At 50.2% G+C, this 24,594-nt stretch carries 24 protein-coding genes and 1 pseudogene; 17 read left to right on the plus strand and 8 right to left on the minus strand.

The window, feature by feature from the left end:
* Positions 1 to 181 precede the first annotated feature (181 nt).
* Positions 182 to 844: a hypothetical protein gene (locus tag J2Z18_RS21125; RefSeq protein ID WP_007130407.1), complete on the minus strand. Its 663-nt coding sequence runs from the start codon at positions 842 to 844 to the stop codon at positions 182 to 184.
* Positions 845 to 1,358: 514 nt separating this feature from the next.
* Here J2Z18_RS21125 and J2Z18_RS21130 point away from each other — a divergent pair.
* From J2Z18_RS21130 to J2Z18_RS21145, 4 genes are all read left to right on the plus strand, one after another.
* Positions 1,359 to 1,781: a cell wall hydrolase gene (locus J2Z18_RS21130; RefSeq protein ID WP_007130406.1), complete on the plus strand. Its 423-nt coding sequence runs from the start codon at positions 1,359 to 1,361 to the stop codon at positions 1,779 to 1,781.
* A gap of 51 nt (positions 1,782 to 1,832) precedes the next feature.
* The gene (gene gerQ, locus J2Z18_RS21135; protein ID WP_007130405.1) at positions 1,833 to 2,261 is read left to right on the plus strand and encodes a spore coat protein GerQ; all 429 of its coding nucleotides are present in this window, start codon (positions 1,833 to 1,835) and stop codon (positions 2,259 to 2,261) included.
* Between the two features lie 425 nt (positions 2,262 to 2,686).
* A complete protein-coding gene (locus J2Z18_RS21140; RefSeq protein ID WP_007130404.1) occupies positions 2,687 to 4,006 on the plus strand; it encodes a hemolysin family protein in 1,320 nt (439 codons plus the stop codon).
* Positions 4,007 to 4,318: 312 nt separating this feature from the next.
* The gene (locus J2Z18_RS21145; RefSeq protein ID WP_232239339.1) at positions 4,319 to 4,663 is read left to right on the plus strand and encodes a hypothetical protein; all 345 of its coding nucleotides are present in this window, start codon (positions 4,319 to 4,321) and stop codon (positions 4,661 to 4,663) included.
* Between the two features lie 72 nt (positions 4,664 to 4,735).
* Here J2Z18_RS21145 and J2Z18_RS21150 read toward each other — a convergent pair whose 3' ends face one another.
* From J2Z18_RS21150 to J2Z18_RS21165, 4 genes are all read right to left on the minus strand, one after another.
* The gene (locus J2Z18_RS21150) at positions 4,736 to 5,551 is read right to left on the minus strand and encodes a DUF4367 domain-containing protein (protein ID WP_007130402.1); all 816 of its coding nucleotides are present in this window, start codon (positions 5,549 to 5,551) and stop codon (positions 4,736 to 4,738) included.
* Entirely contained in the window at positions 5,529 to 6,119 is a 591-nt protein-coding gene (locus J2Z18_RS21155; RefSeq protein WP_007130401.1) for an RNA polymerase sigma factor, read from the minus strand. Before J2Z18_RS21155 ends, J2Z18_RS21150 begins: the two co-directional genes overlap by 23 nt.
* A 366-nt stretch (positions 6,120 to 6,485) precedes the next feature.
* Positions 6,486 to 7,715, minus strand: a complete 1,230-nt coding sequence (locus J2Z18_RS21160) for an aminopeptidase (RefSeq protein WP_007130400.1) — start codon at positions 7,713 to 7,715, stop codon at positions 6,486 to 6,488.
* A gap of 177 nt (positions 7,716 to 7,892) precedes the next feature.
* On the minus strand, positions 7,893 to 9,125 hold the full coding sequence (locus J2Z18_RS21165; protein WP_007130399.1) for an aminopeptidase: 1,233 nt from the start codon (positions 9,123 to 9,125) through the stop codon (positions 7,893 to 7,895).
* A 152-nt stretch (positions 9,126 to 9,277) separates the two neighbouring features.
* Between J2Z18_RS21165 and J2Z18_RS21170 the strand changes: the two genes are divergently transcribed.
* Positions 9,278 to 9,562, plus strand: coding sequence for a hypothetical protein (locus J2Z18_RS21170; protein WP_007130398.1), 285 nt, complete (start codon positions 9,278 to 9,280; stop codon positions 9,560 to 9,562).
* 139 nt (positions 9,563 to 9,701) lie between these two features.
* On the opposite strand, the gene J2Z18_RS21175 is transcribed toward J2Z18_RS21170, so the two are convergent.
* Entirely contained in the window at positions 9,702 to 11,054 is a 1,353-nt protein-coding gene (locus tag J2Z18_RS21175; protein WP_007130397.1) for a TrkH family potassium uptake protein, read from the minus strand.
* Between the two features lie 79 nt (positions 11,055 to 11,133).
* Here J2Z18_RS21175 and J2Z18_RS21180 point away from each other — a divergent pair, with 79 nt between their 5' ends.
* From J2Z18_RS21180 to J2Z18_RS21210, 7 genes and pseudogenes are all read left to right on the plus strand, one after another.
* A complete protein-coding gene (locus tag J2Z18_RS21180; protein ID WP_007130396.1) occupies positions 11,134 to 12,051 on the plus strand; it encodes a DMT family transporter in 918 nt (305 codons plus the stop codon).
* A 120-nt stretch (positions 12,052 to 12,171) separates the two neighbouring features.
* A pseudogene (locus J2Z18_RS21185) lies at positions 12,172 to 13,307 on the plus strand (alcohol dehydrogenase catalytic domain-containing protein).
* Positions 13,308 to 13,497: 190 nt separating this feature from the next.
* Positions 13,498 to 14,223 carry an AzlC family ABC transporter permease gene (locus tag J2Z18_RS21190; RefSeq protein WP_007130394.1) on the plus strand — a complete coding sequence of 242 codons (726 nt, stop codon included), beginning with the start codon at positions 13,498 to 13,500 and terminating at the stop codon, positions 14,221 to 14,223.
* Positions 14,214 to 14,540, plus strand: a complete 327-nt coding sequence (locus J2Z18_RS21195; protein ID WP_007130393.1) for a branched-chain amino acid transport AzlD family protein — start codon at positions 14,214 to 14,216, stop codon at positions 14,538 to 14,540. Before J2Z18_RS21190 ends, J2Z18_RS21195 begins: the two co-directional genes overlap by 10 nt.
* A 206-nt stretch (positions 14,541 to 14,746) precedes the next feature.
* On the plus strand, positions 14,747 to 15,463 hold the full coding sequence (locus J2Z18_RS21200) for a glycosyltransferase (protein WP_007130392.1): 717 nt from the start codon (positions 14,747 to 14,749) through the stop codon (positions 15,461 to 15,463).
* 11 nt (positions 15,464 to 15,474) lie between these two features.
* A complete protein-coding gene (locus tag J2Z18_RS21205; protein ID WP_210095279.1) occupies positions 15,475 to 16,701 on the plus strand; it encodes a glycosyltransferase family 4 protein in 1,227 nt (408 codons plus the stop codon).
* A gap of 19 nt (positions 16,702 to 16,720) precedes the next feature.
* Positions 16,721 to 16,885 carry a hypothetical protein gene (locus J2Z18_RS21210; protein ID WP_007130390.1) on the plus strand — a complete coding sequence of 55 codons (165 nt, stop codon included), beginning with the start codon at positions 16,721 to 16,723 and terminating at the stop codon, positions 16,883 to 16,885.
* A gap of 93 nt (positions 16,886 to 16,978) precedes the next feature.
* On the opposite strand, the gene J2Z18_RS21215 is transcribed toward J2Z18_RS21210, so the two are convergent.
* Complete coding sequence (locus tag J2Z18_RS21215) at positions 16,979 to 17,605, minus strand: DUF1796 family putative cysteine peptidase (protein ID WP_007130389.1); 627 nt, start codon at positions 17,603 to 17,605, stop codon at positions 16,979 to 16,981.
* Positions 17,606 to 17,801: 196 nt separating this feature from the next.
* Here J2Z18_RS21215 and J2Z18_RS21220 point away from each other — a divergent pair, with 196 nt between their 5' ends.
* Positions 17,802 to 18,137, plus strand: a complete 336-nt coding sequence (locus J2Z18_RS21220) for a hypothetical protein (RefSeq protein ID WP_007130388.1) — start codon at positions 17,802 to 17,804, stop codon at positions 18,135 to 18,137.
* A gap of 12 nt (positions 18,138 to 18,149) precedes the next feature.
* Positions 18,150 to 19,217 (plus strand): glycosyltransferase family 4 protein, encoded by a 1,068-nt coding sequence (locus tag J2Z18_RS21225; RefSeq protein ID WP_210095280.1) that lies wholly within the window; start codon positions 18,150 to 18,152, stop codon positions 19,215 to 19,217.
* Between the two features lie 371 nt (positions 19,218 to 19,588).
* Here J2Z18_RS21225 and J2Z18_RS21230 read toward each other — a convergent pair whose 3' ends face one another.
* Entirely contained in the window at positions 19,589 to 20,506 is a 918-nt protein-coding gene (locus J2Z18_RS21230) for an NAD-dependent epimerase/dehydratase family protein (protein ID WP_210095281.1), read from the minus strand.
* 190 nt (positions 20,507 to 20,696) lie between these two features.
* Here J2Z18_RS21230 and J2Z18_RS21235 point away from each other — a divergent pair, with 190 nt between their 5' ends.
* The 3 genes from J2Z18_RS21235 to J2Z18_RS21245 all read left to right on the plus strand — a co-directional run bounded on the left by J2Z18_RS21235 (position 20,697) and on the right by J2Z18_RS21245 (position 24,553).
* Positions 20,697 to 22,613, plus strand: coding sequence for an LTA synthase family protein (locus J2Z18_RS21235; RefSeq protein WP_210095282.1), 1,917 nt, complete (start codon positions 20,697 to 20,699; stop codon positions 22,611 to 22,613).
* Between the two features lie 413 nt (positions 22,614 to 23,026).
* Positions 23,027 to 24,022, plus strand: a complete 996-nt coding sequence (gene bioB, locus J2Z18_RS21240) for a biotin synthase BioB (protein ID WP_210095283.1) — start codon at positions 23,027 to 23,029, stop codon at positions 24,020 to 24,022.
* A gap of 141 nt (positions 24,023 to 24,163) precedes the next feature.
* Positions 24,164 to 24,553 (plus strand): rhodanese-like domain-containing protein, encoded by a 390-nt coding sequence (locus J2Z18_RS21245; RefSeq protein WP_007130383.1) that lies wholly within the window; start codon positions 24,164 to 24,166, stop codon positions 24,551 to 24,553.
* Positions 24,554 to 24,594: the final 41 nt, after the last annotated feature.

A 24,594-nucleotide genomic window follows, 5' to 3' on the forward strand; every position in this document is an offset into this window, starting at 1 on the left:
CCACTCATATTTTTGACACCCTTTCGTCTGCTTTGTTTCATTATCGTTTTATCACTAAGGGGTGTCCACTTTTTATTCTAGCTGCAAAAAGGGACGTGTGCGGGTGAAAGGGAGCTCCGCAGGCGCGGCAAGTCCTCAATAGGGACTTGTGTGTGCATCTTGCGTGCCGCTAAAAGTAAACTTACTTCATGTAGTGGGTCGCATCATCGGCTAGTGTATATCGGTGATAGCGTTTTGCATTTGGATTAAGCGGTTTAATAAGCCCCTTAGCGAGTAAACTATGCATGATTTTAATAGACTTGTTTCGAGAAATTTTGAAGTGTCGCCGTACGTCCGCAAGGGCGAATGGGGTGTGTAACGTGCTGAAATATCGCATGGCCTCTCGTTCATATAAGGATAACTCTGCTATTTTGGGCATGGTGTGACTGTAGTAATCAAGAATATCGGCCAATGAGTTTCTGCAAGTCTCCGGGCGCTTCTCGATATCATCCATGCTGAATGGCAGGTAGGATATCCCGAGCGCTGCCATGGTTCGAATTTTGCTTCTTTCGAAGCTGAACCGTTCACGGGTTATCGTTTCGGCGTGCGCAGCGAATCCCTCACATTCCAAACCAAGCCGAAGCGGAGTATAAAAGACATCGATAAACAATGACACACCCGCGGAGTTCTTAATTCGATACTCCAGATCCACTCCTTGAAGGGTGCCGAGGACTGGCAAGACAACATTCTTAATTAGAAGCTTAGTACCTGTCATATCCCGATTCAGCATTTCAAGGCGGCGTTTGTCGGTTGTGCTTTTTTGTTCCTTGAGAAATAAATTGAACCTATCTTCAAAGCTAATCATAATGTCCTCCTTTTCAATCAGAGTACAAAAAAAGCCTCGATTGTTCCTGACGGAACTTTCGAGGCGTTCTTCGCTAACGGTAATACTCTGCAATATTTACTTGATTTCATTCTACTGCATTTAGTTTACCAAGTAAATGAATATGAAATTGCATTCTGTTCCGGGCAAGGTAAATGCGTAGCTTACAAATGATTTGTTGTGAAGGTCATCTGCCAGGTATGAGTGTGCGCCGTAAAAGTTAGCTAGCAAAGATCTAAATTGGACGGAGCAGCAGCGAGTATTTCAAGTGAGCGCCCTATCCGGAACGAAAATTCCCTTGTGCCTCAGCGAAATGAATACCGGCGGAAATGGTACATAAACGGGATCAAGGTTATGCTGTTGGTCCCCTGACCGCGCATGAATTTACACAACTCCCCGCTCAAACCATTCCAGCAAAAATTTTGCGAGCACAGGCACATTTCTGGGCGAATGCACATACGATACAGAGTGATATCAAGGAAGCGAGGGGAAATCTGTGGCAGTCATCAATGTCAACTCAAACGATGTGGATCTGCTGGCTAGACTCATTCGCGCAGAGGCGGAGGGCGAAGGAGAGCAGGGGATGCTCATGGTGGGGAATGTCGGCGTAAATCGCATTCGCTCCAACTGCTTGGACTTTCAAGGCATCCGCACCATGAACCAAATGGTGTTTCAAAACCCGGGAGGATTTGAAGCCACACAAAAGGGATACTTTTATCAAAGAGCCCGGGATAGAGATCGGCGGCTTGCTCAACGAGTCATCAACGGGGAACGAATCTGGCCTGCTTCTAACGCCCTCTGGTTCTTCCGCCCGGCTGGAGAATGCCCGGCAACCTGGTACAATCAGCAGAATACAGGGCGTTTCAAGGCGCACTGCTTCTTCACCCCGTCCTACGCCGATTGTCCGAGTGTGTTTTGATTTATTCTGTAAACCACCGCATCTTGCGGGCATATAGAAGGAGGAATACTTATGTTTAATCAAGGCGTGCCACCTGTGAATTACATGAATGGAGTTCGTTATCCGGGCGTACCAAGCCGTGGAACCGCAGGGTATACCGGAAATGTACCGCCACAAGTTTCAAGCGGGAGCCAAATTACGCAGGGAGGCGCCGTCATGCCGATGCCTCAATTCGAGCAGTCCTACGTTGAGAACATTCTTCGTCTGAATCTAGGCAAAACCGGCACCTTTTACATGACTTATGAAAATAACTCGCAGTGGAACGCCAAAGTGTTCACTGGCGTAATCGAAGCCGCTGGCCGCGATCATATCATTATCAGTGAGCGCTCAACCGGCCGTCGCATTCTTCTCCTGATGGTCAATCTCGACTATGTCGTGTTTGACGAGCCGCTTCAATACCAATATCCGGGTGTGATCGGCAACCCGCCGACCGGTCGGTAAATCCGATCATATTCACCGCTCGCTAATGTAACCTTCGCTTCCCTGGGAAAGCGAAGGTTATTTAGCATGTGCAACGGGCTGCAGAGAAACCAGTGCTGACGTTTATCGAACATGAGGAACCAATTCTATCTGTTATTAATAGAATATATCAATTCCCGGGAAACGAGGGTTAAGTGAAGAAAATCAAAACATAGCTTGTAACAACGCGTTTTAATGTCATAAGACAAAGTTTGACTGTGTATCGTAGTACTATATAATTACTTATATAGCTCGTAAACGTCGGAATAAGATAAGGAGATGAGTCCATTGGGAAGTTGACGCTTTGTCCGAACAGGTCGTTATGCTTAATGGCACCACACATTTTTAATAACCGAAGGAGGTGTTCCTGTTCGTCATCGCATCTGGAATGACGGATAGGAGATCGATTGAGTGACCCCTTACCGAGTTTGATTAGTCTTACCTTGGTATTGTTTCTCGTATTGTTAAACGGTTTTTTTGTATCGGCTGAAATCGCTTTGGTTAAAGTGAAGAGCAGTCGAATTGATGCATTAGCTGAAGAAGGGCATCGGAACGCAAGGTATGCCCAGAAAATATTAAGAAATCTGGACGGATATGTATCGGCCTGCCAGTTCGGCATAACCTTGGTGTCGATTGGACTCGGGTGGATCGGCGAACGGACGATATCCTCCCTGATCTCGCCATGGTTTACCGGAATCGGCTGGAGCGAAACGGCCATCCATGCGGTATCTCTGGTGATTGCATTCGTACTTATCTCCATCATGCACATTGTGTTCGGGGCGCTAGCGCCAAAAACGGTTGCTGTCCGCAAGGCAGAACGAATTGCGCTGTTATCTTCAGCACCGCTCAGCGTATTTTACAAGATTATGTTTCCTTTTATCTGGTTCGTCAACGGATTCTCGAATACCATTCTGCGCCTGTTCCGCATGCAGCCGGTGGTTGAACGGAACGTTCACACCGAAGAAGAGCTTCGGGATATGATGAAGGAGAGCAGTGAGATCGGCCTGATCGATAATACGGAAATGACGCTGGTCGACAATATCTTCGAATTCTCCGATACGACAGCCCGAGAAATCATGATTCCCCGAACTGAAATGATCTGTCTCTACAACAATTTGCCGATGGAAGAAAATATGAAGATCGCCAGCGAAGGCATGCGGACCAGATATCCCGTCTGTGATGAAGATAAAGACCATATTATTGGCTTCATTCATATTAAAGACTTGATGCGTGGACACATCCGTGACCAGCTTTCCTTGATTCGTCCGATTCTCGCCGTGCCTGAATCGATCAAGATTAGCGAGCTTCTGCGCAGAATGCAGCGAAGCAAGACGCAGATCGCAATTCTCATTGATGAATACGGCGGTACTTCCGGTCTGGTAACATTGGAGGACATTATGGAAGAGATCGTCGGCGAAATTCAGGACGAATTCGATGAAGAGCGGCCGGGAATTGAGTTGGTGGGGGAGGATGAATACTCCATCGACGGATTGATGCTGATTGAAGAAATTAACGAACAGTTTGGTCTGGATATGGAAACGGAGGACTACGACACCATCGGTGGATGGCTGTCATCGCGTCTGGAAGTTTTGCATCCGCATAAAGGCCAATTCGTCATGTACGGAGATTATTCGTTCATGATTGAGGAGACGGAAAATAAACGAATCTCGCGCATCCGCCTTGCAAGACAGCAGCAGGAGCTGCTGCAAGAGGAAGCAGGGGCTTAAACTGGGTGTTATAAGAAACAACGACAATAATTGTCGTTGTTTCTTTTTATTTGCAGAAAAGTTTCAAAAAATATATCAAAAGATGAAGAAAACGATAAGATTGCATTAATAGACTATGTTAAAATATGGATGTTCCTATCAAATTGAGAGAAAGGTGATGTTATGTCAAACGTACGCAGTCCTAAACGTATGGTCTCCGCTCTTGCAGTAAGTGCACTTTTAAGTTTAACCTTGGCGGGAGGGGCTTACGCGGATTCGGCTACAGACATTGCACCCGGTGCCTTAACTCCTCCGCCACCAGTGGAATTGAACGTGAATTCTATGAATCTGATGGCCAACAACTATCTTACGAGTTACTACTCTTCGATCAGCAAGGCTAGCAGCTCGCAGGTCAGCGTTTATGGCTCTACGAGTGCCGGACAAGCCGTCGACGCCATTGGCATCCAGTTCGTCCTTCAGCGATGGACGGGAACCGCGTGGGTCGATGCAGGCGCGTCTTCCGATAACGGGACGAACAAAGCTTCCCACAGCGCTACCAAGACATTCAGCGTGACTCAGGGCTATTATTATCGTGCCAAGACTACGCATTGGATCAACGAGAATGGTACATATGAAGATGGGGTTTATTATACGAATTCCTTGCTGGTAGAAAAATAAGCATAATGAAGAAGAGCACCCAATGAGGTGCTCTTCTTCTATACAACCGACTTCACACGCCTTGCGTGTGGCTTACCGGATGCCGTTCGCGATCTTGAGAAACTCTTCCTTCGAAATAAACCCGCTGATCATAACAAGGATCTGGTCATTATTATGCAGGAAACGAAGGTTTGTTTCCGTGATATAAGCAGCAGCTCCGGAATCCAGCTTCAGTGTGCCCGTTACCTCGCCGCCTACGCTGATGGCTTTATCGGCGGTTATTTCGATAAAGCTTACATGGATTACTTTACCGTCCCCATTCATATATTCGAGTTTCAGATCCTCGATAGGGCCGTCTTCTGAATTGGAGATTCCTGACGCCTGGATGAACTCATAGCCATTAGGAATATAGCCGACTTCAGGAATCTTGAAATTCACGCGTTTCTGGGATTCGGTTAGGGATGCATCCGAATCGGTGAACTCATAGGTCTCGGTTTCAATCAGTTCGGCAGGTGGCACATATTCTTGACCAGGTACAGACGATACATCCGGCGGAGGCGGGGTGAGGGCTTTGCTCTCGTCAACAGGTGCTTTCTTGCCAAAGATTTGACCGGCTAAACCGTTGCCCCAATCCACAATCTGCTGATAAATCGGTGATACCGCTTGCGTGACCGTAGGCTGCGAGAACATGAAGGCGCCGAAAGCCATCGAAGCGGCAACAATTCCGGCATATTGAAATCTGCGCCGGCGTTTCTTGCGCTGGTTCAGCTTCTCAAGCTGCATCTTGACTTGCTGCCAGGATTGACGCTTGCTATCGTCGTTCGTAGGGTATGAGGAGCTAGAAGCTGCACGATCGAAGGCTTCATCAAAAGCCTCATTAAACCAATCATCGTATTTTTCGTTGCTCATCTAATTCACCCCACTCTCTATATAGCATTTTCTTCACGGATTCCCTAGCTCGAAACAATCGCTGCTTGACGATCTCTTCCCGAGTATCGAGCAGGTCAGCAATTTCCTTGTAAGTCATGTTATGCTTCCAGCGGCACTCGATCAACAGCCGGTATTCCGGCTTTAACTGATCCAGGTATTGCACAATCGCCTCTTCCAGCATATTCGACTCCACCTGCTGCTCAACATTGGTGGAAGAAACCACCATTTCTTCTTCATTAATAAAAACACGTTCAACATCCACTTGGTTACGGTATTTTTTATTTTTTCGCAAATAATTCATGGTCGAATTTTTGGCGACGACCCGGAACCATCCGCGCATCTTGCTCTCCATGTCAAATGTAGGCTTACTGGTAATGACTTTAATAAAGGATTCTTGAATTATATCCTCAACAGCAGCATGATCCCGGACTACATACAAAATTTGTCCATACACAAGATCATAAAATTCATAATAGATTTCTTCCTGAATAGGTTCACTGAGTTCCGTGAAATCTGCTGCAAGGAGGAGTTGTAATCGGTTAGACACGCGATATTCCCCTCTCTGGTGTAACCATCCTATTTCTCTCATCATTTTACAACACATTGAAAGAAAAAGCCCTATGATTTCAATTAACAATTACAGTAAGAGACTCTTATAAGAATATGCCGGCGGTCTTCACGATATTATCGGGTAAATCATTCAGGGTCGAACAAGCTGGGTTGAATAGAAGGGGATAGGCAGGACATGAGAATGCTGGAACACCAGTTAAGGAGGGCATGAGTATGCTGAAACAGCAATCAAGCAAAAGAGGCCGTCCCGGTAGAAAACTCCACGTTTGGACAGCCCCTGTGCCACATTCAGATGAGGTTGTAACGATGATCAAGTTGAGCCAAGGCTTTTTAGAGAATGAGCTTATGCCCAGTTTCCGTTAATGAAGACAGGCTCTTCTCTGCCGTCACGGGTAATGCCGGTAATTTGCAAATCTTTGGAGCCCATCATGAAATCGACATGCGTAATACTGGAGTTCAAACCGTGTTCCTGAAGCTGTTCAGGTGTCATCGTCTTGCCTCCTTCGAGGTTAAAGGCATACGCGCTGCCAATGGCGAGATGACACGAGGCATTTTCATCAAACAGGGTGTTGTAGTACAGTATTCCGCTTTCGGATATCGGTGAGCGATAAGGCACGAGAGCGACTTCACCCAAGTAATGCGAGCCTTCGTCCATAGAAATGAGACGGGACAGTGTATCCTCGCCTTGCTCGGCAGAGAAGTTGACGATACGCCCGTTCTCGAAGGTCAGGGAGAAATTGTCGATAATGTTACCGCCATAGCTGAGCGGCTTCGTGCTGCGAACCGTTCCGTTGACTCCGGTTTTGAGCGGAGCCGTGAATACTTCTTCTGTCGGGATGTTGGCCACAAAGCGCTCGCCCTTTTCATTATGACTGCCGGCTTGTGCCCAAATATGCCCTTCCGGCAGCTCGATTGTGAGATCGGTCCCGGGGGATGTAAACCGCAGCTTGCTGTATTTCTTTTGGTTCAACTCATCAGATTTGCGCTGAAGCGTTGCGATATGATCTTCCCAGGCTTGGATCGGATCCTCAAGATCGGCACGCACGGCGTGAAAGATGGCATCCCACATTTTATCCACCTGTTGTTCTTGGGGAACGTCAGGGAACACCTTGGCGGCCCAATCGGGCGAGGCGTAAGCAAGACCCGTCCAGCTCATTTTATCCGCTTGCTGGTATTGACGGTATTTCGACATGGCGGCGCCGTACGTGCGTTGATAATTGGAAATCCGCTCCGGGTCTACGCCTTTAAGCAGATCCGGATTTGAGGACAGGATCGTTAGAAATGCGGCCCCCTGCTCCGCGAGCTCCGTAACTTCCTCCACATAGTATTTCGGCGGTTCAAGAAAGGATTCGTCCGGCGCCAAATCGTAACGGATCCGGTTGACAACCTCATCACTGTAATTCACCTTTACCAGCTTGGCACCGATCTCATAAGCCTTCTTCACGATCAGGCGCACGAGCGGGGCAGCATCAATCATGGCATTGACGACAAGCGTCTGGCCAGGCTGCACATTGGCACCGACTTTTACGGCAAGTTCTGCGTAATTTTCTAATTTTTGTTCAAAGCTTAGCATGGATGATCCTCCAATTCTTAGCGTATTTCCGAAGGTCCCCGCAAAAGTTAAGGAATTATGCTTGCGCCTCCACAATCTCTTTACGAATCGACCTCAGGTCAATAAAAGGTGAAGCTTAGCTTGTTAAGAAAGCAGCTGCTTAGGAAGCAGCTGCTTTATGTACGATTCATCGAGTGCTTAAAATGCCCAATTTCCTTTCAGAAACACAGGCTCTTCACGTCCATCCTCGGTAATGCCGTAGATATCCATTTCGGCCGAGCCGATCATGAAATCCACATGGGTAACGCTCGTGTTCAGGCCCTTCTGAGCGAGCTGCTCTTGATTCATGTCTTTACCGCCCTCGAGGCAGAAGGCATATGCGCTTCCTAAGGCGAGGTGATTGGAGGCATTTTCATCGAACAGGGTATTGTAGTATAAAATGTTGGACTCGGAGATTGGGGACTGGTGGGGTACCAGCGCGACTTCGCCAAGATAACGGGCACCTTCGTCCATGTTCAGGAGACGTTCCAGTGTTTCGTAGCCCTGCTCTGCCGTGAAGCTGACAACCTTGCCGTTCTCAAAGGTAAGCGAGAAGTTGTCCACGATATTGCCGGCATAACTCAATGGCTTCGTGCTTGCGACCGTCCCGTTGACACCGGTCTTCAGCGGCGCTGTAAACACTTCTTCCGTCGGCATATTCGCAACAAAGGAATGGCCGCGCTCATTGATGCTGTCGCCTTGCGCCCAAATATGACCCTCCGGCAGTTCAATGGTGAGATCCGTACCCGGCGCGACGTAATGGAGCTTCTTGTACCTCTTAGCATTCAGCACGGAGGACTTTTGCTCCAGCACAGCCAAATGCTTGTTCCAAGCTTCTACAGGATTCTCCTGGTCCACGCGGACCGTATGGAAGATGGCATCCCACAGCTTCTGTACTTGCTCCGATTCAGGAACATCCGGGAAAACTGCGGCTGCCCATGCTGGCGACGGAATCGCGATCAAACACCAGCTGAATTTATCAGCTTGCTGGTAAGCACGGTATTTCTTCATTGCCTCGCCGCGAGTTTTGTAGAAATTCGCGATTCGCTGCGGGTCAATTCCGCTCAGCAGGTCCGGATTCTCCGACAGCACGTGCAGAATAGCGGCACCGTTCTCGACAAGCTCCGTCAGCTCCCCCGCATACCATTTTGGCGCTTCGGTGAACACGTCATCGGCTGCCTTCTCGAATTGTAGACGAGTGATGGCTTCATCGTTCCACATGATCTTTACCAGGCGCGCACCTGCTTCATATGCCTTCTCGGCAATCAAACGGGTAAAATCGGCGGCTTCTACAGGGGCATGCACGACCAAAGTTTGCCCTTCCTGTATGTTAACCCCAACCTTTACGGCCAGCTCGGCATACTTGTGGAGTGATGTATTCAAATCGGACATTTGGTACCCTCCATTGCGAAAATTAATTTTAACACTCATATTATATACTAGACCAAGCATCATATGAAAAACAATAATCAGGAGCAAATAAAAGTGATATACTAAAATTCTATGATGAGTCATCATCGGATAACCGAAGGAGAGTGAAACACATGTCACAAGTCCGGATTGAACGTGCGGACATGAAACGTGATGAAGAGGATCAATTCGTGGGATACACCGTGTTTTCCATAGATGGACATGCAGCATCCTATGAGATTACATTCCTGAGCAAGAACGGCCGGGATTGGGATTACAGCCTGAACTTTGCGGCCGAGCCCGGGCTTGAAGAGCAATTCCTGCAGGTGGATGAACGTCTTGAAGAGGACGACGAGCTTTTTGACGATCTGTTGGATGCTGCGATTGATGCGGGCAATTTCGATGACGCATCGGAATGAAGCATTGCCGTTCCCGGGTAATTCACCGTTAGTCGTTTGAAATTCTTGACGATGAGAAACAACAAACCGTACACTTCCGGTTCATGAGGAGGCGTACGGTTTGTTTTTCGCGTGTACGAAGGCAAATGACTTCAGCCGTCTAACCGATTGTGATACGGCCTTCCGGGTGCCGGTACAGCTCTTTACTGTTCTTTCTGCTGATCGCATACGCCAGTGTCAGCGGCCCAAGACGGCCCAGGAACATGAGTAATGCGATCGTGATTTTTCCGATCCCGGACAGCTCGCCGGTGAGGCCCATGGATAATCCGACGGTACCGAATGCCGAGACGGCTTCGAACAATATTCGCAGAAATTCGCCGGATTCGGTGATGGACAGGAACATTGAAGCACCGACAAGGAGCAGCAGGGACAGAATGGTTAGCGTAACGGAACGGTAAACAACGGCTTGCGAAATTCGGTGCCGGTAGAGGACCACATCTCGTTTCCCCTGAATCATCGTAATGACCGCGCCGATCAGAACCGCAAACGTTGTTACTTTGATGCCTCCGCCGGTTGAACCCGGGGCAGCTCCAATGAACATGAGCAAGATCATGAAGAATTGGGTCGACTGCTCCAAGCTTGCAATATCGAGCGTGCTCACGCCACCTGAGCGCGGCGTAATGGACTGAAAGATGGCGGCCATCCATTTCGCCGGGTACGATAACGGACCAAGTGTCTTCGTATTATGATATTCCAGCACGAAAATCATGAGGGCTCCGATGACGATCAGGAGCGAAGTGACGGTCAATACCACCTTGGAATGCAGCGACAGCTTCCGGCACTTCGGATATTCAATCAGGTCGAAAATGACGATAAACCCGATGCCTCCGAGAAAAATCAGCACCATCAATACAATATTGACGAACGGATCTGTCACGTAGCTGGCAAACCCGGCAAAGGGTCCGTGAATTTGGCTCATGAGATCAAATCCGGCATTATTGAATATGGAAATACTTTGAAATATACCGAAATAGGCAGCCTCGGATAGCGGCATCATCGATGAGAACCGCAGTGTCAGCAGGAGAGCGCCGGTGCCTTCGATGATCAAGGTGTAGATCAGAACCCGGCGAATCAGATCGACGATACCCTGGATTTGATATTGTCCCATGGCCTCTTGAAGAATCATTCTTTCCCTCAGCGAGATTCGCCGGTTGAACATCAGGGCGACCCAGGTTGCAGAGGTCATGAATCCCAAGCCTCCAAGCTGAATCAGCAGAAGCATGACGACTTGTCCGAATCCGGACCAGTGCAAGCCGGTGTCTACGACCGCCAGGCCGGTTACGCTGATGGAGGATACGGCCGTAAAGAAAGCATCGATGATGGGCGTCGATGTTCCGTCTGCCGTTGAAATTGGAAGCTTAAGTAAAAACGTACCCAACAAGGTGATCGCCGCAAACCCGATCGCAAGAAATTTTGGCGGGGTCATTTGGTTTCGCAGATCTTTCTTTTTCATTCCCTTTTGATCCTTTGCATGTAAAATAATATTGAAATCTTTCTCTAATATAACACGAAAGGTGAATCATACAACTAACATGAAGGCAGACAGAGCACCTATCCCCGTATTCATCCCTTTATTTATAGGCATTATTGCCATTTCATTCTCTTCCATTTTTGTGAAATGGTCCGACAGTCCTGTATCCGTCCAGGCCATGTACCGCCTGATGATCACAGCGATCATGATGCTGCCCTTTGCGGGCAAGTATGCGGGCGATGCCAGATCGTTAAAGCGCTCGGAATGGGGGCTCTTGGCTCTCTCTGCTGCGATGCTGGCCCTTCATTTTCTATTGTGGATGGGCTCCTTGCAGTGGACCAGCGTCGCGAGTTCCACGATCATTTTAGCGCTTCAGCCGGTATTTGTCATGATTGGAGCGTACTTATGGTTCAAGGAGAGAACCTCGCTCGGAGCGCTGTTTGGGATGTCGATTGCATTCCTGGGCGTATTTCTGCTGATCGGCAGCAGCGGCTTCGGCGGACAGGAAGGACATTTCAAAGGCGATCTCATGTCTCTTCTCGGTACGGCTGCCGTTGCGGTCCATATGCTGCTCGGACAGCTTCTTCTAAGACGTCTTCCTTCCTTTCTGTACAGCTGGCTCGTGTTTGTGATGGCGTCACTGATTCTGGCCGTCTATAACCAGATTCAAGGCTATTCCTTTACCGGATACTCGGGCAGGGAGTGGGGAATCTTCCTGCTGCTTGCCATCGTGCCCACGGTCTTCGGGCATTTGCTGTTCAATTGGCTGATGAAGTTTGCATCGGCTTCAACCGTGTCCATGAGCGTGCTGGGGGAGCCGGTTGGAGCAAGCGTGCTGGCTTTTCTTATCCTTCACGAAACGATGTATCCGCTGCAGGCTGCCGGCGGAGCGCTTGTGCTGCTGGGGCTTATTCTGTTTTTGCGGGTCGGAGCATCCCCTAAGCGTCCGAAAGAGTTTGAGCAGAAGGGAGCGGCTTAAAAGCGCTTCGCCTCTTGCTGCCGACTAGTTACGCGTGTAATGGCGCACACTGAGATTATATTGCCCGATGCCATATATTTGTTCGCAGGGGCTGCGGACGGTCAAAGGAGAATCTTGCGTGTGAAAGCTGTTACCTATCAAGGCCGGCATAACATCAAAGTCAAAGAAGTGAAGGATGCATCGCTTCTACGCAGGGATGACATCGTGATCCGGGTTACAACGACGGCCATATGCGGCTCGGATTTGCATTTGTACAATGGCGAGCTCAGACAGATGACCGATGATTATATTATCGGGCATGAACCGATGGGCATTGTTGAAGAGATCGGGCCCGAAGTCGGCAAAGTGAAAAAAGGGGACCGCGTCGTCATCCCGTTCGTCGTCTCTTGCGGGAAGTGCCTGTACTGCCTGAACCAAATGGAAAGCCAATGCGATTATGCCAATGACGCGAGGGACACCGGAGGCTTCTTCGGCTACAGCAGCGCTTTTGGCGGTTTTCAGGGCGCGCAGGCTGAGCTTCTGCGGGTCCCCTACGGAAACTTCATGCCATTTGTCATCCCGCCGAGCGCCGAAATCGAGGATGAGAAGCTGCTGATGCTGTCCGACGCGCTGCCGACGGCTCTATGGAGCGTGGAGAATGCCGGCGTGAAGCCAGGCGATACGGTTGTAGTCCTTGGAAGCGGCCCTATCGGTTTGTTAACCCAGAAGTTTGCCTGGCTCAAAGGCGCCGAGCGTGTCATTGCCATTGACCATGTAGATTACCGACTTGAGCATGCCAAACGGACGAACCTTGTGGAAACCTACAATTTTCAAAGCTTCAAGGAGATCGAAGGGTATATCCGGGAAATTACCAAGGGCGGGGCCAGAATTGTCATCGACTGCGTTGGTTTGGATGCCAAACGGACGGGCTGGAGATGGTAGGCACGTTGATGATGGTGCAGGGAGGGTCACTCGGAGCATTCCGGATGGCAGCCGGCATGGTCCGCAAATTCGGGACGATTCAGCTGACCGGGATTTACGGGCTGAAGTATAGCGCATTCCCGCTTGGTCAGCTGTTCGAACGGAATATTACCCTGAAGATGGGGTTGGCTCCCGTGACTCACTACATTCCGGTGATCTATCAGATGCTGAAGGACGGAATCGTCGACCCTTCGGATATCATTACGCACCGGCTGCCAATTGATAAAGCTCCGCATGCGTATGACATTTTCAATGAGCGCAAGGACGGATGCATTAAAGTCCTATTAAAGCCTTGACGGTGCGAGACCTGCGGGACCGGAGGACCAAAGGATATAGAAGATTTGAAAATGCTGCGTTTCGACAGATTCCCAATCTGATCGAAGCGCTTTTTTGTGCGAAGCGAAAAGAAACAAGGCCGTTGACAGAATGTTTGGAAGTATTATAGTTATTAGAAAAAGAAATGGGAGTAGGGGAGGGATCACCAACATGAGCATCAGATACAGCGAGCTCACGCCGGATGCGGCAGAGCACTCGTTTCTGCAGGGGGTTAAAGACTGTATTCCGACCTTGCTCGGATATTTAAGCATCGGCTTTGCAGCGGGGGTCGTTGAGCGCACGGCAGGCTTCAGCCTGCTTGAGATTGCGCTGATATCGCTCCTGCTGTATGCAGGTTCAGGACAATTTATCGCGGCCGGCATGGTTGCCGCAGCTAGTCCGGTCATCTCGATTATCGTGACCATTTTTTTTGTGAATGCGAGGCATTTTCTCCTTAGCGCGGCCCTAGCGCCCTATTTCAAAGGCTTGTCGCTAGGAAAGAGCTTCTTCATCGGATCCCTGCTGACAGATGAAACCTTCGGAGTGGCATCGGCGAAGGCGGTCGAGGAGAAGAGACTGGGTTATAAGTGGATGGTCGGGCTTAATATAACCGCTTATCTGTTCTGGTGCGCAGCGAACGTTGCTGGTGGACTGGTCGGAGAGTGGATACCGGATCCGGAGCGGTACGGGCTGGATTTCGCGTTGCCAGGCATGTTCATCGGCCTTCTGGCGCTGCAGCTGATCAGTCGCAAGAAGTATAAGCTGGATTTGCTGGTTGTTGTCGTTTCAGTGATTGCCGTCATGGCAGCAAGCACAATCGTGCCTGGCAGCGCTGCGGTAATTATCGCGATTATGGCCGCGGCTACGGCGGGATTGGCGGTGGAACGATGGAAATAAGATGGCATATCGCTCTTCTCATTATCGGCTCAGCCGTGGTAACGCTTATACCGCGTGTGCTGCCGCTTATGATTCTTAGCAAGCTCCGTATCCCCGAGTTGGCGATCCGTTGGCTCGACCATGTGCCGATCGCCGTGATGTCCGCGCTGCTTGCCTCAGAGCTGCTGCTTTCGGACGGCCGGGTTGATCCCGGCAGCCATTTGCTTGAGCTGATCGCCGCTGTGCCTGCTTTTCTTACCGCCTTTTTGACAAAGAGCTTGTTCGCCACGGTGGTGGTCGGCATTCTATCCTTGGTAGTGCTCCGACTGATCGTTTGATATCAAGCGCTCACCAAGTCACAACAGCTATTCTTGTCTGCCGGACAGCAGAAAGGAATAGCTGTTTTTATATGAAACAGGGATGAATTGGTCTAATGTCAGGGGACAGGGGTCCTAGCGGACAGCGGAGGCGCTGCATATGGTGTACTAACCCATGATGTGTTAACACGAGGAAAGAAACAAGGCAGAAGGAGGAGAGACGGGGGATGATGCCGACGGTTACGATAGTCGTACCTTTCTATAACTGCCCGTATATACAGCAAGCACTGGATAGCGCGGTCCAACAAACGTATCCCGCGGTTGAAATCATCGTGGTGGACGACGGGTCGACGAGTCACGCAGATCTGATCGCTCCTTACACGAACAGGGTCTACTATATGGGGAAAAGCAACGGGGGGACGGCCAGCGCCTTAAATCACGGAATTTTGCATGCTTCGGGAGAATACATTGCTTGGCTCAGCTCGGATGATCGGCTGGTTCCCCAAAAGGTCGAGCGACAGATGGCGTTCATGTTGAGCCGGGGGCTCGATATCAGCTACACTGGTTTTTCCTTAATCAATGAGCATACCCACATGATCAAGCCCTATGAGGGAATCCCGATGGCCAGCACAGCCGATCTATGCCGCAAGTTCATCTATTCCAATCCCATCAACGGATGCACCGTTATTGCGAAAAAAGACTGGTTCCTCCGAGTAGGCATGTTTAACGAGCATCTTCGTTACACCCATGATTACGACTTGTGGATTCGACTATTAATGAGCGGCGCGGCCTTCGGCTTCTTACCGGATATGCTTACGCTGTACCGCGTGCATTCACAAATGGGAACGCTGCGTTATAACGCGACGATTGCAAAGGAATATGAAATGGTCAAAAACAATTATCGGGGCATTCTTGAGCATCTTGCTCGGAAGCACGGCGGATAGCGGGGGATACGATGAAGATTTTGCTTGCAACCCATTGGCTGGTCCCTCATGTAGGCGGCGTTTGGAACTTCATGCAGCAGCTCAAGTACCGACTCGAGCTGCTCGGTCATGAAGTCGATTTGCTTGGCAACAGTCCGGACTATAAAAAAATCCATATCGTCAACCGAGGACTGGAGCTCTCTAAAGACCACCTGGTGCCTATGCTTGAGGCCAAGCTGACTCCCCAGGCGGCGCCGGGATTGAATCAGCACTTTGCTATTCGCCATTATGAGCTCGAGCGCTATTGCATGGAACTGGCGGCAGCCTACTTCGGGCTGGAGCAATACGACTTGATCCATACCCAGGATATTTTCTCGGCTAGATCACTGGGCCGCGTAAAGCCGAAGCGCACCCCGCTCATTTCCCATGTCCACGGTTCCGTAACACAAGAAATGACCGACTATTACCGGGATCACCCTGAAGCCGGCGTCAACGAGAGCAGCCCGGCTTGGCGTTATTTTCCGGCTGTAGAATATCATGCTGCTATGGGCTCTGACCTGATGATCACGGCAAACCAATGGTGTAAAAACATCCTGGTCCACCGGTGCGGGATCCCGGATTACCGAATCACCGTGTTTCAATACGGCCTCGATGCCGAAGCCTTCTGGGCCAAATACCGGGAAGGAAGCACACTGCGGAGACCACTCGGCAAAAAGGTCATTATCTGTCCTGCCAGACTTGTTCACGTCAAAGGAATCCACGTCCTGATCTCTGCACTTGCGATCCTCAAGCAGATGCGCAGCGATTGGGTTTGCTGGATTGCCGGGGACGGTGATCTGCGCAGCCAGCTGGAGGCGCAAACGTACTCGGCTTCCTTGCAGCATGACGTGTTCTTCCTTGGCGAGCATCATAATGTTCCGAGTCTGTTGAAGGAGGCGGATATATTCACGCATACGTGCATTCAGGACAATCAGCCGTTCTCGGTCATGGAGGCGCAGATGGCCGGTCTTCCCTCCGTCGTTTCTTCCGCAGGGGGCCTGCCCGAGATGGTTACGCACGGCCAGACCGGCTTGATTGCCCCGGTAGGCGATCCGCTGGCAACGGCGCAGTTCTTGTATCTCTTGTTGGAGAAGGATGAGTACCGTAAACAGCTGGGGCAGAATGCGAAAGCCTTTGCGCTGCAGCATTGGTCCATGGATAAGATGATCAGCAGGATGCTGAAAATATACGAGGGCGCAATCTTGCAAAAATCGGGATAGAGAGGAGAAGGTGCACGGCATGAACCAGCAGTCTTTTACGGTAATGAGCGATCTGTACAATCGAATCTTCGTTAATCAGGTGTCAACGCCGGAGCTGCTTGTGGATTACACGGTGTGGAACCGGATTCTTCAGTCGCTGCCTAAGGAATACAAGCTGCCGGACGAACCGGTCAATTACGTCTAGCCATCCGCAAGAGCAATGGAAAGGCAGACCATGTTGATCATGGCCTGCCTTTTATACTGTAAACGAAGCGAGAACGATACATAAGCTTTTTCATTAGACGACGAAAATGTCCCGAAATAAAAAGCTCCACCGATGCCTGTTGCTGATCCATATGTCGACGTTCGGCATCAGGACAGGGCATACATGCTTCAAATTCCAGTCCTGCCATTCCAACTCGACGACCGGAGCATGGTTGACGACAAGCACGTGGAATGGGCCTGTACACAGCTCTTTCAGCACAGCTTCCAATTCTTTGACTTCCTCGTAGTTGGAATCCGTTCGGATAAAGAGAATTCGTCCCCCGCTCTCCACGTATTGTAAAAATCTAGCGATGCGCCGGTCATATTTTGCCTTGATTTCAGGAAAAGCGGCAAAATGAGGGGGGAAGTTGTTATGCGTGTAAAAATCATGGTTCATGTAAAGCTCGTATTCCCGGTCCAATACGTTATACAGCTCATCGCTGGCTTGATTGACGAGAACCAAATTCGGGTAAACGAGCATCCCTTGAAAACGATTGCGGAGCATTCTCGAGATTTGAGGCAGCACGGGAGTTCCCATCCAATCAATGGGACCGGCGAACTTGCGAAGGCCGTGTGCCTTCATTTCCATACCCGGTAAGCAATTTGACCCTAGGCTGAATACTGCCGAGTACACGCCCTTGATATCCTGCAGCGTTGCCATGAGAAGACACAGCTCCTTTCATTTTTTGATATTTTATTCTTTCAATATATTAAATGCGGGCCGGAGGGAAGCGGCTTGGACCGGGTGTACCCTTCCACAGAATTGGTCGAACGTCCTCAATGGATTGGCCCTTCCGCCGATAGGTCGTCATACATACCCTGTTATTAATGATCCTTCAATAGCAGGGGGGAATACGATGTCCATCTTTCGATTAGATGCTGCAGAGTACGGAAGTATTGATGCGCGTTATATCCAGTCGGTCGATCTGACGATTACGAACACGGGCGGGGAGGACTTTGACGTATTGATCCACGGGTATTATCCCCATGGCGTTTATTACGTCGGGCTGGTGCATGCCGCAGCGGGGGCTACCGTATTTGTGCCAGATATCACGAACCAAAATATGACATTCAGCTTGCTGCTGGTAACGAACATCAACTATTCATACTCCACGCAAATTACGGTTCATGCCAAAAATCAGGGCCAGCTTGTGGCTGTATTTTCAAAATCCGATTTTTATACGATTGAATAAGGAGGGCGCGACATGAAGGTGCTGTTCGTATACTATGTACCGAGCGGAGGCGTCGAGACATTGAACAGACAGCGGTGCCGTGCACTCCGCCTCGCAGGGATTGAATCTCATTGCCTGTATTATTCCTGGGGCTCGGGTATGCAAAATCCTGCGGACTTTCCGATATATGTGACCCGGAACGATATCGAGATCAAGCATATTTTGGACTCGTGCGGTTTTAATTGCATCGTTGTGACGACGGATCATGCAAGCTTTCCAAGATTCCGCATGCTGGGTTACCAAGGGAAAATGCTGCTGGAAATCCAAGGCTACGGACCAAGGAGCGTTGCCCAAGCACAGCTGACACAAGCCATTCCTTATGTCAATGCCTATGCGGATGGGCTGCTCAATCCGAACACGCCGCATATTTCCGCGTTATTCCGGGATTTATATCCCAACAAACCGCAATTCAATTTCAATAATTGCTTTGATGGCACCGAATTCACATACAGGCCGTCCGGGATTCATGCCAGCCCGATCATAGCGTGGCTCGGGCGCATCGAGGACAATAAGAACTGGCGCGAATTTCTTCATATTGGACATCAGCTTATGGCTCACGTACCGGATCTGCAATTATGGATGTTCGAGGATAATCAGCTCAGCATTCCATCGGAACGCGAGCAGTTTCATGCACTGATCGCCGAGCTCGGCTTGTCCGACCGGCTTACGATCCGTGCGAATGTCCCGAATGCACAGATGCCGTACTATTACTCCATCATCGGGGACTCCGGCGGCTTTCTGTGCAGCACATCGAAGGTGGAGGGAGCGCCGTACGCGGTGCTGGAGGCGATGAGCTGCCGTTGTCCGGTGCTTACGACGGATTCGGATGGTGTCTCAACCTCGGTGTATCATAATGAAACAGGAAAGTTCTATGTTCTGGGGAACATCCAGCATGCGGTACAGGAGGGGCTTGAGCTGATGAGGAGTCCGGGATTGCGTGAGCACATCCGGACACGGGCGAAGAACCATGTGCACGAGAGTTTTAATCCGCATTTGTATGCGATGAACTTTGCATCCATGCTTCAGGCTATCGGGCTGTGAGGGGCGCGAGCACGGCCTGCTTTGTACGAAGTGTCGTACAGAGCAGGCCGGTTTGCATGGGTTTTGGCCGGAATGGTCCGGAAGAACATGCAAAGTGGGTCAGTTCGGGTGAACAATTACTTGATCTTTACGGAGCTCTGAAGGCGGATCACGTCCCGAAAAGGGACTTGTGCGAGAGAAAAGGAGCTCCAAGGGCGCAGCACGTCCCGAAAAGGGACTTGTGCAGGTGAAAAGGAGCTCCAAGGGACTTGCACCGTGACCAATAGCCCGGCTCATTCCACTTCAGGAATCGAGCCGGGCTATTTTTTAAGTGATTACCGTCAGCTCTACCCGCCCGAAAAGGGGCTGCGGAGAAGGGGCTTCGGGCCTTCCTATGTCGGCTGCACCCAGGAATGGTAGGTTTCCGCAATGCCTTCCTCAAGCCGGTAGCGGGGATACCATTCCAGGATCTCGCGAGCTCGGGAATTGTTCAGGCAGCTATGGACGATGTCACCCGGCTTAGCCGGGTGATATTCAATATGGATCGGTTCGGGATGATTACAGCGAATCAACTCGACCAGGTGATTGATCGGTTGGCTGCTTCCGGTGCTGACGTGCAGAATCTCTTGATCGCCATGATGGATGGCTGCGAGATTGGCTTCCACAACGTCCTTGACAAAAATAAAGTCCCTCGTCTGGCTGCCGTCCCCATATATGTGCAGCGGCAGCTTCTGCAGCAGTCGAGCCCCGAAAACGGCAACGACGCCGCCTTCGCCTTTGGGCGTCTGACCCGGACCATATACGTTGCCGTAGCGCAGAATCGTGTAAGTCAAGCCGAAGAAACGGTGATAGAGCCGCACGTAATGTTCGCCTACCATTTTCGATAACGCATAGAAGGAGATTGGCGATAGCGGGTCGGTTTCATGCAGCTCGGGCTTTTCAAGATCGCCATATACGCCGGCGGTCGAAGCGTACACGAACTTTCGCACACCCGCTTTGCGGCATGCTTCAAGCAGGTTCAGGGTGCCCATGATGTTCGCATCCGCGTCCAGTCTGGGACTCTGAATGGATCGCTGCACATCGGCCTGGGCGGCTAGATGAAAGACGACGTCCGGTTTTAACATCGCGATATATTCCGTAGTATGGAGGCTGTTCACATCGGCCACATGCAGAATCGCCTCACTGTGAAGGCGGCCGGGATCACCGGTTGTCAGATTATCTATAACATGAACCTCGTATCCGCGATTAACGAGTCCGTTCACCAGGTGGTACCCGATAAAACCCGCTCCGCCGGTTACAACCATCTTCATGAATGGTCCCTCCAGCCTTATAGTTTAGGATGCTCTATCCTACGCTGAACGGGGCCCTTCCGCTTGAGACAATTGACCCCACATGGAAAGGATTGGGCGGGGGGAGGCCTTGGAATTAGATCGGATTTTACATTCCTGTTATAATGGAGGCTGCACGTTTAAATTCATTTTACAAAAGAGGGATCGAGTCATGGATCGGAATCATGAGCAAAGGTTAAAAATATATATTTTTATGTTTTTGACGTTATTTTTGAAGCTCATCCTATTAAGGGTATTCTTGTTTAACGGGGTGGCATGGGGAAAGGTGCTTACGGATGCGTTGTCCCTTCTGGCCCTGCTCAGTTTGCTGGAGCTGCTTCTCCCGATAAAAGGCAAGAAAACCGCCTATAGGGTGATCAATCTTGTCTTCTCCTTCATTCTGTTTGCCTCGGCTGTGTATAACGTTCATTTCGGGTCAATCCCGACGTATACAGCCATGGCCGGTTTGGGGCAGGTGAATCAGGTGAGATCCAGCATTATCCCTTTGCTGGAGCCGGCGCATTTTTTATTCTTCCTGGATTTGCTGATCATTCTGCTGGTCATTATTTTTCGGAAAATCCGCTCAAGAACCCATAGAGGACTGCACTTCAGCACGCAGCGCTCTTATATTTCCTCTGCCAGATCAGGAATGAGATGGCGTTTGGCCATGGGAGGCATTCTGGTGCTAGCCCTGGTGCTCTCTACTCTGATCGTAAGGAAGGCATGGGGGATCGAGAATGAAATTGTCCGAGCAGAGAATATGGGCTTCATGAACTATCAGGTATCTGCCGTCGTCCGGCAATCGCAGGAGAACCGCGCACTGGCACAAGGAAATCTGCAAGAGAAAATCGGGGAGATCCGGCAGCTGCAGGCTTCGTATCCCTACGGTGAAGACAAAGGGAAGCAGCCGGAAGGATTTGGTGCCGCAAAAGGCAAAAACCTGATCATCGTACAGATGGAATCGCTGCAGCGATTCCCGATCGGGCAGTCCCTGGACGGTCAGGAAATTACACCGGTTATGAACAAGCTGGCTGAAGAAGGCTTGTATTTTCCGCATATCTTCCAGCAGATCGGCCAAGGAAATACGTCGGATGCCGAGTTCGCCGTCAATACCTCCATCTATCCGACGGGCACGGTTGCGATGTCGACCGGCTTTGGCAGCAAGGAACTGCCAAGTCTTCCGAGACTCCTGGGGCAGCAAGGGTATGTCACCAGCACATTCCACGTAAACGATCTGAAGTTCTGGGATCGGAATAAACTGTATCCTGCCCTGGATTTTCAACATTTTTTTGATAAGCCTTATTATAAAAATGATCATTTTAATGACTTCGGCCCTTCGGATGAAGAGCTGTTTCGCGTCGGGATGGAAAAGCTGCTCGAGAACCGGCAGCAGAATAAGCTGTCATATGCGCATATGATTACGGTCTCGAATCACTCCCCGTATACCGTGAAAGAGGAGTACGCGAAGTTGGCCCTGCCTGCAGAGCTAAGGGGAACCCATCTCGGGAACTACCTGCAATCGGTGAACTACTCCGATTATGCGCTGGGCACTCTGGTGGATCAGCTTAAGCAAAGCGGGATGTGGGACGAGACGGTGCTCGTCGTGTACGGCGATCATTTCGGCATCAATCCGGCCGAAGCCGATGCGAATATGATCTCGCAGACATTGGGCATTCCCTACCATGAACGGATTAGCCGCTTTAACATTCCGCTGATTATTCATGTTCCGGGTATGGACAAGGGGCGCACGATTGAACAAGTGGGAGGGCAGGTTGATATTCTCCCGACCGTAGCAAACCTGCTCGGCATTTCGCTGGCGGACGAAAAGTTTACGGCATTCGGCCATGATCTGCTGAATGTGAAGCGGAATGTGATTGGCATGCGTTACTATCTGCCGACAGGCTCGTTCTTCAATAACGACATTCTGTTCGTTCCGGGAGACGGCTTTGAGGATGGGTCCGCCGTATCCATCAAGACGATGGAGCCTGTTGAGGACCTATCACCCTACCGGCAGGATTATGATTATATATTGCAGTTAATGAAGCTGTCGGACGACTATGTCAAGATGCTTCCGAAGCGGGAACCCTGACTTAAGGGATAGGTAATGACTAAGAGCTGTTTCACGAAGCGGTTAAGCGCTTGTGGAACGGCTCTTTTGTTCGTTCATAAACAACAATATCTCTTAAAAGAACAAGCAGCTTGGGCAGTAGGCAGAGAATAACGGAAAATACATGGGCTCTGTGCAAAGAGTTCAGTAACAGGCAGCACAGAACTGTCAGCACAGTACCGAGCCTCCCTGCATCAGCCGCTTTGCGTCAACCGCTCTGAATAAAGCCGAGTTTGATTGGTATGTAGCAGCCTATCGAAGGCAGATCCGTGTTTAAAGACAACGCATAAGTATTGTTGTCCCCGCTGATCGTGTGGTATGATTACCCATATTGTCAACCTATAATCGAAGTTTTTAGGTTGACGTATATTTGATTGGTAGAGGAGAAGTGAGAGATGACGACTTCCGTTCAGTTGGATTGGCTGAAGCTGGCAGAGCAAATTGTGCAAGGGTATTCTATAAAGCCGGAAGAAGCGCTGGCGATCCTGCAGAGTGACGATGGAGAGCTGCTGACGGTAATGCAAGCCGCTTACCGGATCCGCAGAGAGTATTACGGCAATAAGGTAAAGCTGAATATGATCGTAAACGCCAAATCGGGGATGTGTCCCGAGGATTGCGGCTATTGCTCCCAGTCAATCGTATCCGAAGCCCCGATCGAGAAATACGCATGGCTGACCAAGGAGAAAATTCTGGAGGGGGCCCGGGAATCGATCCGCCGCAAAGCCGGTACCTATTGCATTGTTGCTTCCGGCCGGCGTCCGTCCAACCGGGAAATGGAGCATGTGGTTGAAGCAGTGAAGGAGATCCGGGCGACAACGGATTTGAAGGTTTGCTGCTGTCTGGGCTTTCTAAGCGAGCAGCATGCGGCACAGCTTGCTGAAGCCGGGGTGCACCGGTACAACCACAACCTTAATACGTCCAAAGACAATTATGAGAATATCACAACGACGCATACCTATGATCAACGTGTAGAAACGGTCAAGCAGGCGACTACCTCCGGCATGTCTCCGTGCTCAGGTGCCATTTTCGGAATGGGCGAAAGCCTGGAAGAACGGGTGCAAATAGCATTCGCACTGAAAGAGCTTGATGCCGATTCGATCCCTTGCAATTTCTTGAATGCGATTGACGGCACGCCGATGGAAGGTAGGAAGGAGCTGACTCCGAGGATGTGTCTAAAAATTCTTGCGATGATGCGATTTGTCAATCCGTCGAAGGAGATTCGGGTTGCCGGCGGCCGGGAAGTCAATCTCCGATCCCTGCAGCCGCTCGGATTATATGCAGCCAATTCGATTTTCATCGGTGATTACCTGACAACGTCCGGCCAGGCGCATACAGACGACTGGGGCATGATTGAAGATATGGGTTTTGAAATTGAGGAATGCGCATTATAAACATGGGTTGACAATTGGCAGGGAAGCACATACTATATACCCGTAGGGGTAGAGAGGCGTGGGAGATAACCATCGCTCGATCTATCGGTTCCTTGGCGAGTATCTGCCAGTACGAAATAACAATTACGGGGGAGTGCTTCCATGCTGATTGCATTTGCCTTTTTAATAGCGGCCTTCGTCGTTCTATACCGGCGATATGTGCCAATCGCCGACTTGCAGCTGATGAAGTGCAGCGACCTGCAGCAAGCGAGGAAGGAATGCCCGGATTTGAAGCTGTTGGATGTCCGCGATGTCTCTGAGTTTACGCCGGACCCACATAAAGAAATGATCAATATATCGCTCGGAAGATTGCCTTATGTATGGGAGAAAGAGCTTCGCCCAGGCGATCATGTTGTAATCGTAACACCCAAGCGCTCCGACGGCTTCCGTGCGGCACGGAAACTGAAGAAAGCAGGGTTTCGTACCCTTTCCTATCTGCAGGAAGATTGCAAGGGTTGTCAATCCGTGCGGCGTCCAACGCTAAATTCATGAAGGTCTGGTCAGCAAACTGATTGCTGACCAGACTTTTTTCA

Source organism: Paenibacillus lactis, from assembly GCF_017873605.1.
Taxonomy (GTDB): Bacteria; Bacillota; Bacilli; order Paenibacillales; family Paenibacillaceae; genus Paenibacillus_AQ; species Paenibacillus_AQ lactis.

What these genes read in the sequence shown, in the direction of transcription:
- J2Z18_RS21180 (WP_007130396.1), top strand. Translation starts at nt 11,134, where the DNA reads ATGAAGGCAGACAGAGCACCTATCCCCGTATTCATCCCTTTATTTATA.
- J2Z18_RS21150 (WP_007130402.1), bottom strand. Translation starts at nt 5,551, where the DNA reads ATGAGCAACGAAAAATACGATGATTGGTTTAATGAGGCTTTTGATGAA.
- J2Z18_RS21230 (WP_210095281.1), bottom strand. Translation starts at nt 20,506, where the DNA reads ATGAAGATGGTTGTAACCGGCGGAGCGGGTTTTATCGGGTACCACCTG.
- J2Z18_RS21235 (WP_210095282.1), top strand. Translation starts at nt 20,697, where the DNA reads ATGGATCGGAATCATGAGCAAAGGTTAAAAATATATATTTTTATGTTT.
- J2Z18_RS21190 (WP_007130394.1), top strand. Translation starts at nt 13,498, where the DNA reads ATGAGCATCAGATACAGCGAGCTCACGCCGGATGCGGCAGAGCACTCG.
- J2Z18_RS21210 (WP_007130390.1), top strand. Translation starts at nt 16,721, where the DNA reads ATGAACCAGCAGTCTTTTACGGTAATGAGCGATCTGTACAATCGAATC.
- J2Z18_RS21195 (WP_007130393.1), top strand. Translation starts at nt 14,214, where the DNA reads ATGGAAATAAGATGGCATATCGCTCTTCTCATTATCGGCTCAGCCGTG.
- J2Z18_RS21165 (WP_007130399.1), bottom strand. Translation starts at nt 9,125, where the DNA reads ATGTCCGATTTGAATACATCACTCCACAAGTATGCCGAGCTGGCCGTA.
- J2Z18_RS21225 (WP_210095280.1), top strand. Translation starts at nt 18,150, where the DNA reads ATGAAGGTGCTGTTCGTATACTATGTACCGAGCGGAGGCGTCGAGACA.
- bioB (WP_210095283.1), top strand. Translation starts at nt 23,027, where the DNA reads ATGACGACTTCCGTTCAGTTGGATTGGCTGAAGCTGGCAGAGCAAATT.
- J2Z18_RS21160 (WP_007130400.1), bottom strand. Translation starts at nt 7,715, where the DNA reads ATGCTAAGCTTTGAACAAAAATTAGAAAATTACGCAGAACTTGCCGTA.
- J2Z18_RS21220 (WP_007130388.1), top strand. Translation starts at nt 17,802, where the DNA reads ATGTCCATCTTTCGATTAGATGCTGCAGAGTACGGAAGTATTGATGCG.
- J2Z18_RS21245 (WP_007130383.1), top strand. Translation starts at nt 24,164, where the DNA reads ATGCTGATTGCATTTGCCTTTTTAATAGCGGCCTTCGTCGTTCTATAC.
- J2Z18_RS21170 (WP_007130398.1), top strand. Translation starts at nt 9,278, where the DNA reads ATGTCACAAGTCCGGATTGAACGTGCGGACATGAAACGTGATGAAGAG.
- J2Z18_RS21205 (WP_210095279.1), top strand. Translation starts at nt 15,475, where the DNA reads ATGAAGATTTTGCTTGCAACCCATTGGCTGGTCCCTCATGTAGGCGGC.
- J2Z18_RS21175 (WP_007130397.1), bottom strand. Translation starts at nt 11,054, where the DNA reads ATGAAAAAGAAAGATCTGCGAAACCAAATGACCCCGCCAAAATTTCTT.
- J2Z18_RS21200 (WP_007130392.1), top strand. Translation starts at nt 14,747, where the DNA reads ATGATGCCGACGGTTACGATAGTCGTACCTTTCTATAACTGCCCGTAT.
- J2Z18_RS21215 (WP_007130389.1), bottom strand. Translation starts at nt 17,605, where the DNA reads ATGGCAACGCTGCAGGATATCAAGGGCGTGTACTCGGCAGTATTCAGC.
- J2Z18_RS21125 (WP_007130407.1), bottom strand. Translation starts at nt 844, where the DNA reads ATGATTAGCTTTGAAGATAGGTTCAATTTATTTCTCAAGGAACAAAAA.
- gerQ (WP_007130405.1), top strand. Translation starts at nt 1,833, where the DNA reads ATGTTTAATCAAGGCGTGCCACCTGTGAATTACATGAATGGAGTTCGT.